Raw genomic sequence first — 16518 nt, 5'->3', positions numbered from 1 at the left:
ATACCACCTATTTCTTCTTACACTTGAAAAACCACCGCTGGCTAGTTTCTGTCGGCGCTTCATCTTCAAAGTCCGCAAAAACTTCCGCAGTTGTAAATCCAGCTTCTTTCAATAATTCCACATAGGTTTCAATCGGATAGGTCCGCTCTTCGTGAACTTCATCCCGACGGATAAACCTCTCCTCTTGACTGTCCTCATCTTTGACAAAGAAGGTCAATTCATGAACAATGGAATGCTCATGCTCACCTTCATAGGTGTCCCAGACAAAGGCAAAATCCTCGTAGTTTTCATGGTAGCTATAGCCTGCAAATACTTCTTCCATTTGATAGATGGAGTGAACGTCAAAAAGGAAAGTACCACCTTGATTGAGAACAGAGTGAACTCCTTCAAATACCCGCAAAACGGCTTCTCGGTCTGCCATATAGCACAGACTATCCGAATAACAAGTCACCGCATCAAAATCTCCAACACCTTCCAGAGCCATCATATCTGCTTGGGCCAGTTCCATCATGACACCAGCAGCTTCTGCCTTTTTCTGGGCCAATTCCAACATTTCATAGGACAGGTCAAGCCCTGTCACTTCATAACCCTTTTGAGCAAAACGTACAGCCTGAATCCCTGTCCCACAGGCCAATTCCAAAATTGTCTTGGTGTCTTGTGGCAAGTTCCGCAAGCTAAAATCTGTCCATTTATCATACAAGCTGTCATCCATGATTTCATCATAAACCGCCGCAAAGGTTTCATAAGTTGCCATATTTTCCTTTCATAAAAAGCAGCCAATCGACTGCTTCTATCTATTTCTCGTCTAAAAAGTCTGCGACTTCCAAGAAGCTGCCTTCGTGCCATAATTTTTCGAGGTTGTAAAGGTCACGCATTTCTTCTGAGAAGATATGGACCACTACACCTCCAAGGTCCAAAAGGACCCAGCCACCGTTACTATCGCCTTCTACACGGCTACCCTTGATCCCAACTTCCGCTACCTTTTCACGGATGTTTTCCGCAATAGCCTCCAACTGGCGACTGTTCATGGAACTGGCAATCACAAAGTAGTCTGTCAGGCTGGTCACGCCTTGAACATCAATTACAACAAGGTCCTCAGCTCGCTTGTCATCAGCAGCCTGAACCACAACTTTTACTAAATCTAGTTCTTTCATCTTATCCTCTAATTATATTTTCTAATCTATCCACCTGAGCAAAATTCCATGACCAGATGTTTTGGTAGTGGTCAATCAAGTCTTTGGTATCCAATTTATCTGAGTAACCAGTCGTTGTTCCATCCTGAATCACAGCTACCTTGTAGCCTAGTTCATAAGCTACTTTAATCGTCGTATCAATGCAAAAATTGGTCGCCATACCCATGATGATGAGCTGCTCAATTCCCTTTTCCTGCAAATAGGCATGAAGACCTGTTTCCTTGAAGGCACTATTAAAAGTCTTATCGAAAATCTTCTCACTCGCTAATGGTGACACTGAAGAATGAATCTCCCAGTCAGCAGTCCCCTTGACCAATTCCTGATCATGATGTCGGACATGGATGACTTCTAGCCCCGCTTGACGGGCTTGAGCAAGACTATCTTGCCAGAGTCGAAGCCGATTTTCAATCCCATAGGGCTTGCCTTCCACAGGCAAATGCTGAATGTCAATGACTAATAGTGCTGACTTCATCTTACCTTCCTAACTCTCCGACATAAGCATTATAGGTTTCCAAGGTTTGTGGATAAATGGGAATCCCCTTCTTGGCTAAATAGGAAATGGTTTGGGCAGTTTCATAGGCTACTGCCTTGTCCAAGGACTCTTTTGCGATACGACGCGCCTCGTCCACCCCAGGAAAATCCCGATTGAGTTCGATGTAGTCCGCCACATAGAGAACCTTGTCCAGCAAGGTCATCTGCCCAGCACCAATGGTGTGTCGTTGAATGGCTTGGAAGATTTCTTGGTCTTCCAAACCAAAATCTTCTGCGATTTTATAGACCCCAACCACACCGTGCCAGATGTTATTATCCCAGTTAAGCAGGTCCCTGTCCAAATCATACTTGGCAATCAAGTCCAAAAAAACTTGGTCTTCCACTTCCTTGGCATAGTCATGCAAGAGTGCTGCCAGACTGGCTTTTTTCGGATCACAGCCATATTGGTCTGCCAAGGCAAGCGCCGCCTCTTCCACACCCAAGACATGTTGGAAGCGCGCTGGCTTCATGGCTACACGGATTTTTTCCAAAAGAGCCTGACGGTCAAATGTCAAATCTGCTGCAATCATTGGTAAAGTCCCTTTTCTTCGATATAGTCCAGAACTTCATGAGGCACCATAAAATTCGGTACCCGTCCTTGCTTGATAAAACTACGCACCATGCTGGAGGAAATGTCCATCAAGGGTACATCTACCCAGATAACAGGATAGGAAGTCCCTGCCTTGTAACGAGGACGCTGGACACCAACAAACTGCACCAACTGGACTAATTCATCAATCCTATGCCATTTTGGGAGGTAGTCTACCATATCTGCACCGATGATAAAATAATAATCCGTATCAGGATTTTTTTCCTTCAGCAATTTCATGGTGTCGTAGGTATAGCTGACACCACGGCGTTCCAGTTCAATGGTTTCAATCCCCAAGCCCTCAATACCTGCAATAGCCATCTTGAGCATGGAATAGCGATGGTATTCGTCAATAGTTTCTTTCTTATCCACATGGGGCGGAATGAATTCTGGCATGAGCAAGACCTCATCCAACTTCAACTGTTGACGGACCTGGTCTGCCACAATCAAATGAGCATTGTGGACAGGATTGAAATTCCCTCCCAGAATCCCCACTTGTTTGCGATTGGTTTCTTTCTTTTCAACCTCTAATTCAACCTTGGTAAAGGGTGTTAAGAGTTCAATAGCCATAGGCTCTCCTTCTTAGATTTCTTTGACCTGTTTGGAAATTTTACGGTTCTCTTTCTTGCTAGATTGTTTGAATAAAATCAAAATGCGACCGATTTTTTGGACCGTATCCACACCGATTTCTTCTTCCAAGATTTCAGCTACTTCGTGGATGTTTTCATCCGTATTTTGTAGCAAGGTCACCTTGATCAATTCACGCGCGTCCAGCGCCTGACGAACACTGGTTTTAATCTGGTCATTTAGACCATTTTTCCCAATCTGAATGATAGGTTTGAGACTGTGTGCCTGACTGTTCAAAAAGGCACGTTGTTTTGAAGTTAGCATAATTTATTATACAAAGGGCGTTGTAACAGACTGGGAGACTGTTACAATCGGGAAATAAAGAAAACAAAGTTTTTCCTTATTGCGCCGATATACTTAGCCCGTGTTCAAATCAGAAGACTTGAACTTCCTTTCTCTTTAATTGTAAAAACTGAAATCAAGTACCTCTTATACTCAATGAAAATTAAAATCAGACTAGGCGACGCAGATGCAGATAGAACCCTACTACTTTCACGCTTTCAGGTAGCAGGCTGTAAAGCTCCACTGGAGCTTTACACTCATCAAATCAAGTCAACAACATCTGCTTTTAATTTTCGAAGAGTATTAGATAATCGCCTTGCGAATGACCACATCCACACCTTTAGGAGCCCAGGCAGCAATCTTGGCTTTTTCATTGACACGAATCCAACCAAGTCCTGAGAAGACCACATCCGTCTTCTCGTTGATGGTAAATTCATGGCGGACCAATTCAGGAAATTCTTTCAATTCCTTGCTGGTTGGTGGCACTAAAAGTGAGCCCGCATGTTTCTGGTAAAATTCACTAGCTCCCTGCAACTTGGTACGGTGGAGCTGCAATTCATTGTCAAAGAAGGCCGTAAAGCCTTGGCGTTCACCAGCCACAAAGTCAAATCGTCCCAGACCAGCCAAGAACAAGGTTTGTTCTGGATTGAGCTGGTAGGTCTTTGGCTTGATTTCTTTCCGGGGGCTGATGTACTTAAGGTTTTTAGCCGTCAAATAATGGGCCATCTGGTGACGATGGATAATTCCTGGCGTGTCATAGATGTACGAACCATCATCCAAAGGAATTTCAATCTTATCCAGCGTTGTTCCAGGGAAACGTGAAGTCGTAATAACATCCTTGTCCCCTGTGATTTCTTGAATAATAGCATTGATCAAGGTTGACTTGCCAACGTTGGTCACACCGACCACATAGACATCCCGTCCCTTGCGGTGTTGTTCAATCTTTTCAATCAAGTCCTTGATAGCCTGCTTGTTTTGAGCAGAAGTCAAGACCACATCAACTGGTCGCATGCCGATTTCATGCGCCCGCTCGGTCAACCACTGAGTGACCTTTCCTGTCTTGACAGACTTGGGTAAAATGTCCTGCTTGTTGCCGACCAAAAGTACATCATTGCCTGAAATAAAGCGAGGCAAACCTGGAATGACTGAACCATTGAAATCAAAAATATCAATGACATTGACCACCAAGGCATCGCTTTCTCCTACGCTATGGAGGAGTTTCAAGAAATCGTCATCCGAGATATTGACATCTGAAATCTCATTGTAATGGCGCAAACGGAAACAACGTTGGCAGTAGAGTTGCCCTGTTTCCAGGCCTTTTTCTAGGGCTGATTGAGGTGTAAAACCAGCGACAGCCTTGTCTAGCGTCTGAATCTGGGCACCACAGCCGATACAAAATAATTCTTCCACTTACATCTCCTTCTTGTAGTCTATCGCTCCATATTTAGCGATGATTTTTTTCATGGTCCGTCGCTCACGCCAACGGTTAATCTGCGTATTAATAGAGTCCGTCTTTAGCAAGGGTTTGACCAAGACAGACTTGAGACCAGCTCGCTTAGCAGCCCGAATGTCCGTCATCAGCTGATCGCCAATCATGACCACTTCATGTGGCTGGACATCATAGCGTTTCAGGGCACGGTTAATCCCAAAGGTGAAAGGCTTGAGAGCAAAGGCTTCAAATTCAATCCCAAATTTTTCAACCGCCCGTTTGACACGTTCGTATTTATTGTTTGAAACCACCACAACAGGAATACCTGCGTCCTGCAAATCATGTAACCACTGGCGCATCTCTGGCGTACCATCGGGATTGTTCCAAGCAATCAAGGTATTATCCAAGTCAACAAACACTACTTTTATGCCATGTTTTTTCAAGCTTTCGACGGTCACGTCATAAGCCTTTTCCAAGGCAAAATCCGGCATGTAATTTTCTAAACTCACTGTCGTCTCCAAAGTTTTTTATCAGATAATTATACCATTTTTCTAAGAAAAATGCGAATTGATAGCAGAAAACACTCGGATCAACCGAGTGCCTTCTGGAGGTAATATAATGGTAGTTGTGAATTACATCTGCCCTTCTTCCAAAATCCAATCTTTCGGAATGAAAATCATATGGGTTAGCAACCAATCAATATCAAGAGTAAATTTTGAAAAAGCAAAACCGATTTGCTCTACTCCTGACTCATCCTCATCCAACCCCAAAATGGTAAGAGCATGTCCATAATCCGCATGACTATCATCGAATAGACGCCATGCGAGAGCGCGATAAATTAACTTCTTAGCATCATAGAGACTGTAACGCTGTCTGTACTCTGAAAATGATTGACAGTCCTTACCTTTGGGTTCCACTCCTTTGGTTTTAGCAATGGCAATCAAGCTATCATAATTATGATAACGCAAAGTACTATTCAAGGATTGGGCTAAACGAACGGCATAATCCAATGCTAAATCACTCACCTCAACAGCCACAGTTCTCAATTCTTTACGTAGGGGATTCAATAGAGACGCAGCAGTTTCTAGTCTGTATACCGGACTTTAGCAAACAAAAACGAAAACAGCCGAACATGTCGACTGCTTCCATGGAGATTATATGAAAAAGAATAAATATATTGTATCTTCCAATGCTTAAACAAACCTTAACTTCTAAACATTTCTGAATAAACTTCGATTATTATTCTGTAATTTATTTCAAATTCAAAGCTACCTTACCAAAATAATCTCGTTCCATGTACTTGATTGATTGGTAATGATTCTAATAACGTTGGCACATTTTCCACAGTCAATCCACCGCCAACAAGAACTTCAATTTTTCCATCCGCATAGGCTTGAATGTCTCGTAACCAATCGATATTCTGCAAAGCTGAACCTGTCAGACTTCCACGCGTCAAAATCCGTGTCACTCCATGTTCTGCCAGCCAATCAAGAGCCTCAAATTGGCGTTCGTGAGGAATTTGGTCAAAAGCCATGTGAAAGACAATCTGACAGTCCTGCGAAACAGCAAACAGTCTTTCCAAGGCCGTTTCGTCCAACCAATTTTCCTCGGTTAACAAACCATAAACCAGACCATCTGAACCTAGTTCAATCGCTACTTTACAATCTTCAACCATCATTTCCACCTCAGCTTCATCGTAGCAAAAATCTCCACCTCGAGGGCGAATCATGGTCATGACTGTGGCTTCATTCTCATGAGCCAGTTGACAAACATGTTTGATCACTCCATAACTCGGCGTCGTTCCTCCGACTGCCAAATTATCACAGAGTTCAATCCGTTTAGCTCCTAGGGATAGGGCCTTCATCACACCTACATGATTTTCGGAACAAAATTCTTTAATCATCTTTATTCCTTTCAAGTTTTTTCTTTAGTATAACAAAAAAAGAGTATATTAACCAATACTCTTTTGGGCAACCAATATATCTTTTAAAGAAATAAGTAAAACAGCAAGTAAAATCAACAACATTCCAACAAAATCAATTGCATAAAATTGTTCATTGACCAACCATACTGCAAAAAAGACAGATTCAATCGGCTCAATCGAAGCCAAAAGACTACCATTGACAGGACCAACCATACTGACGCCTTTAAGAAAGGCAGTATAGGCAAAAATCGTCCCGACTCCGACAATGCCTAGCAGACCCAGGAAACTTCCACCATCAATAGGAAGACGATGCTGCCAAGTTTGCAAACCAAGCATGACTACAAAACCACCCATTAACATCCCTAAACCAATCACCGTTATACTGCCGTATTGACGGATCAATTTACCTGGCAAAATAATATATAGCGCATAAGTAAAGGCTGAGAAGATTCCCCAGAACAAACCGATTGGAGTCACTGCCAATTCATCTAATTTGCCATGAGTCGCAATCAAAAAAGTTCCTGCTACGGCTAAGAGAATTGAAATCAACTCAATCCCTGATGGTTTTTCCCTATTTTTCAAACAGGTATAAGCCAAGACTAAGATAGGGCAAAGGTATTGTAAAACCGTAGCCGTTCCCGCATTGGTATGATAGATAGCTTGTAAATAAGCCGTCTGGTTAAGAACCAGACCCAACATCGCAAAAACAAAAATTCCCAACAAGGCTTTTCTATTTTTCAACACTATCAACAGCTGTTCTTTCGCTGTAGCATAAACCAGGCCAACGAGAAAGAATCCCGATACCAACAAACGCAAGGAGGTAATCATATCCACTGAAACACCACGTGACATCAAGTACTGCCCACTCACTCCAGACAAGCCCCAGGCTATACCTGCTATTAATGTAATCAGTGTCCCCAATCTCTTTTCCGCCATCATATCTCCTTCTCACACTGTGAATACTTCCATTATACCAAAAGAGCAGGACACCGTCCCACTCTTTGCTGTCATTATTGTTTGAGACCCACAAACTCTACAAATCGCATAAAGGCTGCCTGACCTTCCGGTGTTCGTTTGTAGACCCCTGCATCTTCTAGGACACGGGCGAAAATTTGTCCCACTGATTCACGAACAACTTGATTGACAGTTTCTTCCGTCACATCTGGGTGAGCTGTTTTCAGACTTTCCGCCCAAGACTGATGATAGTCAGCCACCTGACTAGCTTGACCCAGTAAGAATTTTTCTACTTCAGCCAATTCTGCCTTTAAGCGTGGGGGTAAAATCGCCAAGCCCATTACCTCAATCAAGCCGATATTTTCTTTCTTGATATGTTGCACATCTGGATGTGGATGATAGATGCCATCTGGAAACTCTTCCGAAGTCTGATTGTCGCGGAGAACCAAATCCAGCTCGTACAAATCTCCTCGTTTCCGAGCAATCGGGGTGATGGTATGATGTGGAGTTCCATCCGTCTCAGCCTTGATCTGAACTCTATCATCTGAGTAGCTCCGCCATTTTTCCAAAATCTTAGTCGCTAAACCAAGAAGCAATGGCTTATCTGCTGAACTCAAGCGAATCACCGACATGGGCCACTTGACAATCCCTGCCGAAACGGACTCAAAGCCGTCGAAGACCAGCTGGCCTTCTATCGGAGCCTTTTCCATGGCAAAACTGTGCCGCCCACCCTGGTAGTGATTGTGGGTCAAGATGGAGCCACCCGAGATTGGTAGGTCAGAGTTGGAACCGACAAAATAGCCTGGCAACAAATCCAACAAATCCAAGAGTTGCTCAAATGTTCGCGGACTAATAACCATGGGCACATGTTCCTGATTTAGGAAAATAGCATGTTCATTGTAGTAAGCATAAGGCGAATACTGGAAGCCCCACCGCTCCTGTCCTAAATCCAAGCGAATAATACGGTGGTTGGCGCGTGCTGGATGGTTAATCCGACCCTGATAGCCCTCATTTTCCATACAGAGTAGACATTTGGGATAATTGCTTGCTTCAGCTTTCGTAGCAGCTGCAATAGACTTGGGATCCTTCTCAGGTTTAGACAGATTGATTGTGATTTCCAAATCCCCATACTCTGTCGAAACTTGATAATAGATATTTTTCGCAATCGCAGCCATCTTGATATAGTCATTGCGCTTGCTCAATTCATAAAAGTCCTCAATCGCTTGCTCTGGACTATCCTGATAGGTTTGCCAAAAATCACGATTGACCTGACTCGGACTCGGTGTCATCAAATCCATCAAACAAGCCCCAACCATGTCCTGCTCTTCCAGCAATTCTCCCACAAAACCAGTTCGAACTCCATGAGCCAATAGTTCATCTTTTAATTCAATCAGGTCCTCTAAATCTGTTTGAACAGTCAAAACCTGGTCTCCCACCAAAGCCAAGACCCGATTGCGCAGGTAAAGGGCATCTATTTCCTCAAAATCACTGTTGGCAATGACCTGCTCAACAAAACGATCCACCAATCCTGTCATCATTTCTCCAATCTATTATTTAAAATAGTCTTTCAGTTTGAGAAGAGGCTAGGAAACAAGCCAATACCACTTCTCAACGTTCGTCGCATCCAGTCGATAAACTTACATATAAGTCACTTCTGTCAACCTAATAAAAGACAAAATGAATGACTATAAGACGCGAGAGCCTCCAGCAATTTCCGCTACATAGAAGCTTGGTTCATAGCCAACAACCTCTGTATAGGTCTTGCCGACATTTTCTTTGAAGGCTTCCACCTTATCCTTGTGGACAATAGCAATACCACAGCCACCGAAGCCAGCTCCTGTCATCCGAGCACCAAGAACTCCTTCTTGCTCCCAAGCTGTGTGAGCCAATGTATCCAATTCTAGACCTGTCACTTCATAATCATGCTCCAAAGAAACATGGGAAGCATTGACCAGACGACCAAAGGTAGCCAAATTTCCTTCTTCCAAGGCCTTACGAGCTTGCAAGGTCCGTTGGTTTTCCAAGACAGCATGGCGAGCACGCTTGATACGGTTCTCATCTTTAATCAAATAACTATATTGATCAAAGGTCCACTCATCCAATTCTCCCAGAGTTTGAATATTCAAGACTGCATTCAATTCTTCCACAGCTTTTTCACATTCTGCACGTCGCTCATTGTACTTAGAATCTGCCAATTCACGGCGTTTATTGGTGTTCATAATGACAATCACATGGTCTCCCAAATCCAATGGCACCAATTCATACTCCAAGCTATTGGTATCCAAATAAATGGCACGTTGGTCCGCTCCCATACCGATCGCAAACTGGTCCATGATACCAGAATTGACACCGATAAAGTGATTTTCCGTTTGTTTCCCAATTTTCACCAAATCAAGACGAGTCAATTCAAGTCCATACAACTCTTCTGCGATGATTCCAATCAAGAGTTCTAGAGAAGCTGATGATGACAAGCCAGATCCGTTTGGAATATTGCCATAGACAAAGACTTCCATACCTGTATCAATGACATGCCCTGCTTCTTGCAAGAATTTGAGAACACCCTTGGCATAGTTGGTCCAGTTATCCGCCTTATCAAAGACCAGATTGTTCAAATCTACTTCGATAATTCCAAGTTCTTCAAAGTTTGCGGAATAGAAACGCAAAACTTGGTCATCACGTTTGCGAGCAGCCCCGTAGGTCCCCAAGGTAATAGCCGCTGGAAAGACATGACCACCGTTGTAGTCTGTATGCTCACCAATCAAATTAATCCGACCTGGTGAGAAGAAAGTCGCATCTGCCTCTTGACCAAACACATCGAGAAAGGCCTGCTTGAGTTGTTCTGTGTTCATAGGAACCTCCTTGATTTTGTAATCGTTTTCTTTTATTGTACAACTCAATAATTTAAAAGTCAATATTTTTACTAAATTTTTACTAATTTTATCTTTTATGCTATACTAGAGACAAATAAACAGGAGAAGAACATGGTTACAATCAAAGACATAGCAAAACAAGCCCACCTTTCCTCTGCCACCGTTTCCCGCGTTCTCAAGGGAGACCTGACCCTATCCGTCAGCCAAGAAACCCGCGACCGCATTTTCAACTTGGCACAGGACCTGGGCTACACCAAACACCTCAAAAAACAAGCTCCCCAACAAAAAGGCACCATCGGTATTGTTCAGTGGTACACCGAGAGCGAAGAGCTGGCTGACCTCTACTACTACTCCATCCGTGCCAGCATCGAGCAGACCGCCAGCCTTCTGGGCTACCAAATCGTCCGCTCCTTCAACGACTTGACCAATCCCCTCCTTCAAGGATTGGACGGCATCATCGCAGTTGGCAAATTTTCTTCTGGACAAATAACAGAGCTATCTAGCCTGTCTTCTAAAATCATTTTTGTAGATTCTGATACACTGACCGAGGGATTCTCCTGCGTCACGACTGACTTTGAACACTCTGTTCAGACAGTTATTGACCACTTCCATTCGCAAGGTTTGATAGACATTGGCCTATTGGTCGGACAGGAAGAAACCACAGACGGACACCAACTGCCAACAGACCCCCGCCTGACTGCCTTTCGGGACTACCTGAACACCTTGGGCATGCTCCAAGAAGACTACATCTACCAAGGAAAATTCTCCACCCAGTCGGGCTACGAGCTGATGAGCCAGGCAATTGAGGACTTAGGCGACCAACTACCGCCAGCTTTCTTCATGGCAAACGATACCCTGGCTGTCGGTGCCCTTCGAGCACTTCAAGAACGTCAAATCGCAGTGCCAGAAAGAGTTCAACTCATCACCTTTAACGATACAGCCATCACGCGCCAAGTCTATCCTGCCTTGTCTTCTATCAGCGTCTTCACCGAAGAAATGGGACAAGAAGCCATGCAACTACTAGACCGTGTGATTGCTAGTCCGCAGCCCCACCATCCCCGTAAGATTAAACTAGGTACCCAGCTAGTTATACGGGAGAGTTCTTACTAAAAGTGCATAAGAAAACCCGAGAATTCAGCACGAACTCTCGGTTTTCTTAAACATATGGCTATTTATGTAAGAAATTTTGTGCTAAACACTCTATTAGCTTTTTACCAGTTCCTTTCTTGAATATAGCTGCATCATATTTCTCTAAGAACGGATCTGTACCAAAATGTTTTATATACATCTCAATTGCGTAAGTGTCCATCATGGCAGAAATATAATCTAGTACTTTTCTTTTCTTATCACTTTGGGTATCGTCTTTTTCAAATCGATATTCGATTGGCATCAAAAAACTCTTCCGATTATATTCTTCGTTCATGAATAAATCAAATAAACTAGTCAACACTTTCGTCCCAACATTTTCATATAAAATAATATCGTCAGAATTTGTTACGCCTTCGAAAATCGTTTTCTTCAATGCACCAGCAAGTTTTTTATAATGACCGAGCCCTAGTTCTTTGTCTTGATCATTCCCTAATTTTTCCTTATCACTTTTCTTAAGTTTTACAACTTCTATGTCCTCAATGAATTTGTTCACAATAATAGAAAGCAATTCTCGTCTAAAATAAAAATCATAATCATCATTGGATTTACTTCTTTTTGCCTTATTTTTTGCCTCTTCAATCCATTCCTTAAAATCCTCTAATGTTTGATCTTCTCCCAATTTCTGTTCCAACAAAAATACAAATTGATCAATGGTGAAGTAGTTACTCGCCAATGCATCTTCCAAGTCATGTGCACAATAAGCAATTTCATCTGCCAAATCAACAATTTGAACATCAATTGTTCTCACAAACACATCCATTTCTTTAAATCTCTTTTTAAATTCCTCATAATCTTCTTTGTATATGAACTTCTCAGTCTTTCGTGATTTTCTATATGGAACATAATATTTTAGAATTGAAGCTAGGGTTCTATATGTTAAGTTTAAGCCTTTATGATTTGGAGACTTTTTTTCAATATTTTTTAATACCCGTAACCCTTGGGCATTTCCTTCAAAACCAATATCCTTTGCCAAATCATTTAAAATTCTTTCTCCATGATGACCAAATGGGGGATTGCCAATGTCGTGTACAAGTGCACCAGTTTCAACAACGACAGACATCGAATTGAAATCTATATCAATATTATTAGATGTATTTTTTTCAAATAATCAACAATCCCCCTTGCAATCTGTGCCACTTCAAAACTATGTGTCAGCTTGTTCCTGTGAAAAGCTCTACCATTAACGGCAAACAGTTGCATTTTCCCTTGTTGCCGTCTAAAGGAATTAGAATAGATTACCCTGGAATAATCTCTAGAAAATTCATCTCTTGCTCTTTCCTTATCCGACTCAGTTTCTTTATCACGTTTCTTTAACTTATTGACATTCTCCTCATGTTCTCGTAAAAAATCATCGAAGTCTTTTGACATATCTTTTTATTCCCCCTCATACCTCTATATCATGATGATAATAATTATTATTTTAGTCAACAAAAAACCACTCTTTTTGAGTGATTTTTGTATTCTATAGTTTTAAAACTAATCCAACAACTTAGCCAATTCCTGAGCCAAGAGTTGTTGTGCAACTTGTGGATTGGCTTGTCCCTTGGTTGCTTTCATCAAGAAACCTGTAAAAGCCTTGTCTGCATTGCGTTTGCCAGACTTGAAGTCAGCTACAGCCGCTTCGTTATCCGCAAAGACTTGGTGGATAATCGGAATGAGGACTGCTGGGTCTGAAATCTGCACCAAACCAGCCTTCTCAACATAAGCCTTAGCAGAACCACCTTCTTTGGCCAAGTGAACAAAGACTTTCTTGGCAATCTTAGATGAAATAGTGCCATCCGCAATCAAGGCAATCATCTCAACCAAGTTTTCAGGTGTTAAGGCGATTTGCTCAATAGTCTTACCTTCAGCATTGAGGAATTGAGCTACTTCACCCTGCAACCAGTTGGACACTTGTTTAGCATCGCCACCTGCTGCCACTGCTGCTTCAAAGAAGTCAGACAAGGCCTTGGTAGACGTCAACTGACCAGCATCATAGGCAGTCAAGCCCAAGTTCTCCACATAGTGAGCACGGCGAGCCTTTGGAAAGACTGGCAATTCTGCACGAACTTCCTCAATCCAGCTATCATCAATCTCATAGAGTGGCAGGTCTGGCTCAGAGAAGTAACGGTAGTCAGCTGAACCCTCCTTGACACGCATGAGAATGGTTTCACCAGTAGATTCATCGTAACGACGCGTTTCCTGCTGGATTTGACCACCTGAACGCAAGATTTTGGCCTGACGTTCTACTTCATGCTGCAAGCCCTTGCGAACATAGTTGAAGGAGTTGAGGTTTTTCAACTCAGTCTTGGTACCGAATTTCTCCTGACCATAAGGACGAAGAGAGATGTTGGCATCCACGCGCATAGAACCCTCTTCCATCTTCACATCTGAAATACCAGTGTACTGAATGATTTCTTTAAGAGCAGTCAAGTAAGCATAGGCCTCCTCAGGCGAACGCATATCGGCTTCTGATACAATCTCAATCAGTGGCACTCCTTGACGGTTGAGGTCCACATAAGAATAACCGTCTGTCCCGTGGGTATTCTTACCAGCATCCTCTTCCAAGTGGGCACGCTCGATACGGATTTTCTTGGTTGAACCATCTTCTAGCTCAATCTCAATCCAGCCATTGTAGCCAATCGGCTCGTCAAACTGGGAAATCTGATAGGCTTTAGGGTTATCAGGATAGAAATAGTTCTTACGGTCAAAGTGCATGTCCTTGTGAATGTCCATGTTCAAAGCCAAGGCAGCCTTGATACCAGCGTCCACAACGCCCTTGTTAAGAACAGGAAGGACACCTGGGAAAGACCAGTCAATCACGTTGGTATTGGCATTTGGATCCTCACCAAAATGAGCAGATGAAGGTGAGAAAATTTTCGAGTTGGTATTCAACTCCACATGGACTTCTAGACCAATAATCGTTTCAAAGTTCATTAGTTAGCACCTCCAAAAATCACTGGTTGTTGCTTGTGGTAATCTGTTGTCGCTTCAAAGGCAGCAGCCACTTGGTAAATGGTCTCTTCTGAATATTTTGGACCAATCAACTGCAAACCAACTGGCAAGCCTTCTACAAAACCAGCAGGAATAGAAAGACCAGGAAGACCTGCCAAGTTTACAGGAATTGTTAACAAGTCCGCCAAGTACATAGCCACAGGGTCATGGTTGAGCGTGTCCAAACCAAAGGCAACGGTCGGAGCAGTTGGCCCCAAAATCAAATCATAGTCCGCAAAGACTTTTTCAAAATCTTGGATAATCAAGGTCCGCACCTGACCAGCCTTCTTGAAGTAGGCATCGTAGTAACCTGATGATAAGCTAAATGTCCCTAACATAATACGACGTTTGACTTCCTCACCAAAACCTTGGCTACGGGTTTTCACGTAAATCTCATCCAAGTTTGTCGCATCTTCTGCACGGAAACCATAGCGGATACCGTCAAAACGCTGCAAGTTAGAAGACGCTTCTGATGAAGCGATGATGTAGTAAACAGCAACCCCATACTTAGAATGTGGCAGACTAACTTCTTCAATGATTGCCCCCAAGCTTTCCAAGTGCTTAGCCGCCTTGAGAATAGTTTCCTTGACCTGCGGATCAATCCCTTCGCCCATGTATTCTTTCGGCAAAGCAATTTTCATGCCTTTAATGTCTTGACCAATCTTGCTAGTAAAGTCTGCAATTTCATTAATCGTTGATGTTGCATCCTTGACATCATGACCAGAGATGACATTGAGCAACTGGGCATTTTCCTTAACCGTCTGTGAGAATGGACCAATCTGGTCAAGAGATGAACCAAAGGCAATCAAACCAAAACGGGACACCGTTCCATAGGTCGGTTTCATACCAACGATACCATTAAAGGCTGCTGGTTGGCGGATGGAACCACCTGTGTCAGAACCGAGTGACAAACGGACCTGACCAGCAGCAACTGCAGCTGCCGAACCACCTGAAGAACCACCAGGAACTTTTGTCTGGTCCCAAGCATTTTTAGTCGGTTTGAAGGCAGAGTTCTCATTCGAACCACCCATTGCAAACTCATCCATGTTGGTCTTACCAACAACAATCATATCCTTTGCATAGGCCTGAGCAACCGATGTCGCATCGAAAATCGGCTCGTAGTTATAGAGCATTTTTGAAGCAGCAGTTGTCAAAATACCTTTGGTAGAGATATTGTCCTTGACTGCCAAAGGAATCCCTGCCATAACATTGTCCGCATCAATCCCTTTTTCATCAAGGGCAGCTGCTTGTGCCAAAGCCTTGTCTTCTGCAATGGTCAAGAAAGCATCCACTGCTCCCTCACGGCTCTTGATGTCTTCCAAGGTTGCCTTGGTCAACTCAACCGCAGAAATCTCCTTTTTGACAAGGAGGTCATGCAATTCATCAATGGTTTTATTGTTAAAAGTCATTAGGCATCTCCTCCCCCGTCTAGAATAGCTGGTACCTTGATAAAGTTATCTTGTGATTCAGGCACATTTTTAAAGAGCTCCTCACGGCTCTCACCTTTTTGGGCAACATCTGCTCGCAAGACATTCTTACGGTCAGCCATAGTGGTCGTTACCCCAACACCTGTCGTATCTACTTCATTGAGCAATTCAACCATATCGACAATCTTGCTCAAACTTGTCGCAAATTCCGCTGTTTCTTGATCCGAAAATTCCAGCTTAGACAGCTTGGCAACGTGACGGACTTCAGCTTCAGAAATCTTCATTCTTACTTTCCTCCTAATGGAAATCTATCTTCTCATTATACCATATTTCCAGCCCCAGACAAAGGTAGAAATGACCTAATATGTTACCTATTTCCTCCTAAAAATCCGTTAGTAAATTCCCAAAGTAAGTTCTAGTCTGTCTTAAAAACTGGAAACTAGAATGAGACAAAGAAATAAGGTAGAACTTACTATGGGACAAGTTGGTAATCGACAATGAAAAACAAACACTTAACTCTCTCTGATCGCAACGATATTCAAATAGGAATTGAACAACTTAAGCCCTTCT

The 16518-nt window shown here is 42.9% G+C and carries 18 protein-coding genes and 1 pseudogene; 2 read left to right on the top strand and 17 right to left on the bottom strand.

Annotation, left to right across the window (positions count from 1 at the left end):
• Positions 1–7 precede the first annotated feature (7 nt).
• The 13 genes from ODU50_RS07220 to ODU50_RS07160 all read right to left on the bottom strand — a co-directional run bounded on the left by ODU50_RS07220 (position 8) and on the right by ODU50_RS07160 (position 10378).
• Positions 8–754, bottom strand: a complete 747-nt coding sequence (locus ODU50_RS07220; protein WP_398581376.1) for a class I SAM-dependent DNA methyltransferase — start codon at positions 752–754, stop codon at positions 8–10.
• Between the two features lie 40 nt (positions 755–794).
• The gene (gene rsfS / locus ODU50_RS07215; RefSeq protein WP_024401552.1) at positions 795–1154 is read right to left on the bottom strand and encodes a ribosome silencing factor; all 360 of its coding nucleotides are present in this window, start codon (positions 1152–1154) and stop codon (positions 795–797) included.
• Between the two features lies 1 nt (position 1155).
• Positions 1156–1665 carry a cysteine hydrolase family protein gene (locus ODU50_RS07210; RefSeq protein WP_105153452.1) on the bottom strand — a complete coding sequence of 170 codons (510 nt, stop codon included), beginning with the start codon at positions 1663–1665 and terminating at the stop codon, positions 1156–1158.
• A gap of 1 nt (position 1666) precedes the next feature.
• Positions 1667–2254 (bottom strand): bis(5'-nucleosyl)-tetraphosphatase (symmetrical) YqeK, encoded by a 588-nt coding sequence (gene yqeK / locus ODU50_RS07205; RefSeq protein ID WP_105153451.1) that lies wholly within the window; start codon positions 2252–2254, stop codon positions 1667–1669.
• Entirely contained in the window at positions 2251–2883 is a 633-nt protein-coding gene (locus tag ODU50_RS07200) for a nicotinate-nucleotide adenylyltransferase (RefSeq protein WP_014637492.1), read from the bottom strand. The genes yqeK and ODU50_RS07200 overlap by 4 nt, the downstream gene beginning before the upstream one ends.
• Positions 2884–2895: 12 nt before the next feature.
• A complete protein-coding gene (gene yhbY / locus ODU50_RS07195) occupies positions 2896–3207 on the bottom strand; it encodes a ribosome assembly RNA-binding protein YhbY (protein WP_024379048.1) in 312 nt (103 codons plus the stop codon).
• Positions 3208–3525: 318 nt separating this feature from the next.
• A complete protein-coding gene (gene yqeH, locus ODU50_RS07190; RefSeq protein WP_011922650.1) occupies positions 3526–4632 on the bottom strand; it encodes a ribosome biogenesis GTPase YqeH in 1107 nt (368 codons plus the stop codon).
• Entirely contained in the window at positions 4633–5160 is a 528-nt protein-coding gene (locus ODU50_RS07185) for a YqeG family HAD IIIA-type phosphatase (protein WP_105139108.1), read from the bottom strand. It lies immediately after the preceding gene.
• Positions 5161–5283: 123 nt separating this feature from the next.
• Positions 5284–5676, bottom strand: coding sequence for a hypothetical protein (locus ODU50_RS07180; RefSeq protein WP_398581375.1), 393 nt, complete (start codon positions 5674–5676; stop codon positions 5284–5286).
• A gap of 248 nt (positions 5677–5924) precedes the next feature.
• Entirely contained in the window at positions 5925–6554 is a 630-nt protein-coding gene (locus tag ODU50_RS07175; protein WP_105105784.1) for a copper homeostasis protein CutC, read from the bottom strand.
• A 48-nt stretch (positions 6555–6602) separates the two neighbouring features.
• Positions 6603–7511, bottom strand: coding sequence for a DMT family transporter (locus tag ODU50_RS07170; protein WP_398581374.1), 909 nt, complete (start codon positions 7509–7511; stop codon positions 6603–6605).
• Between the two features lie 74 nt (positions 7512–7585).
• Positions 7586–9067 (bottom strand): UDP-glucose--hexose-1-phosphate uridylyltransferase, encoded by a 1482-nt coding sequence (galT, locus tag ODU50_RS07165; RefSeq protein ID WP_398581373.1) that lies wholly within the window; start codon positions 9065–9067, stop codon positions 7586–7588.
• Between the two features lie 147 nt (positions 9068–9214).
• Complete coding sequence (locus tag ODU50_RS07160; protein WP_105153448.1) at positions 9215–10378, bottom strand: galactokinase; 1164 nt, start codon at positions 10376–10378, stop codon at positions 9215–9217.
• 132 nt (positions 10379–10510) lie between these two features.
• On the opposite strand from ODU50_RS07160, the gene ODU50_RS07155 reads away from it, so the two are divergent.
• Positions 10511–11509 carry a LacI family DNA-binding transcriptional regulator gene (locus ODU50_RS07155; RefSeq protein WP_024387586.1) on the top strand — a complete coding sequence of 333 codons (999 nt, stop codon included), beginning with the start codon at positions 10511–10513 and terminating at the stop codon, positions 11507–11509.
• 58 nt (positions 11510–11567) lie between these two features.
• On the opposite strand, the pseudogene ODU50_RS07150 reads toward ODU50_RS07155, so the two are convergent.
• From ODU50_RS07150 to gatC, 4 genes and pseudogenes are all read right to left on the bottom strand, one after another.
• Positions 11568–12916 (bottom strand): annotated as a pseudogene (locus ODU50_RS07150) (deoxyguanosinetriphosphate triphosphohydrolase family protein).
• Between the two features lie 108 nt (positions 12917–13024).
• The gene (gene gatB / locus ODU50_RS07145) at positions 13025–14464 is read right to left on the bottom strand and encodes an Asp-tRNA(Asn)/Glu-tRNA(Gln) amidotransferase subunit GatB (protein ID WP_105153447.1); all 1440 of its coding nucleotides are present in this window, start codon (positions 14462–14464) and stop codon (positions 13025–13027) included.
• Positions 14464–15930: an Asp-tRNA(Asn)/Glu-tRNA(Gln) amidotransferase subunit GatA gene (gatA, locus tag ODU50_RS07140; protein ID WP_398581372.1), complete on the bottom strand. Its 1467-nt coding sequence runs from the start codon at positions 15928–15930 to the stop codon at positions 14464–14466. The genes gatB and gatA overlap by 1 nt, the downstream gene beginning before the upstream one ends.
• On the bottom strand, positions 15930–16232 hold the full coding sequence (gatC, locus tag ODU50_RS07135) for an Asp-tRNA(Asn)/Glu-tRNA(Gln) amidotransferase subunit GatC (RefSeq protein WP_024415028.1): 303 nt from the start codon (positions 16230–16232) through the stop codon (positions 15930–15932). The genes gatA and gatC overlap by 1 nt, the downstream gene beginning before the upstream one ends.
• 213 nt (positions 16233–16445) lie before the next feature.
• Between gatC and ODU50_RS07130 the strand changes: the two genes are divergently transcribed.
• The coding region (locus ODU50_RS07130) for a helix-turn-helix domain-containing protein (RefSeq protein ID WP_141669221.1) at positions 16446–16518 on the top strand (73 nt) is incomplete at its 3' end.

Origin of the sequence: Streptococcus sp. 2020WUSS084, assembly GCF_044427445.1 — a bacterium.
Lineage (GTDB): Bacteria > Bacillota > Bacilli > Lactobacillales > Streptococcaceae > Streptococcus > Streptococcus suis.
This window is presented reverse-complemented; position numbering and strand designations above follow the sequence as displayed.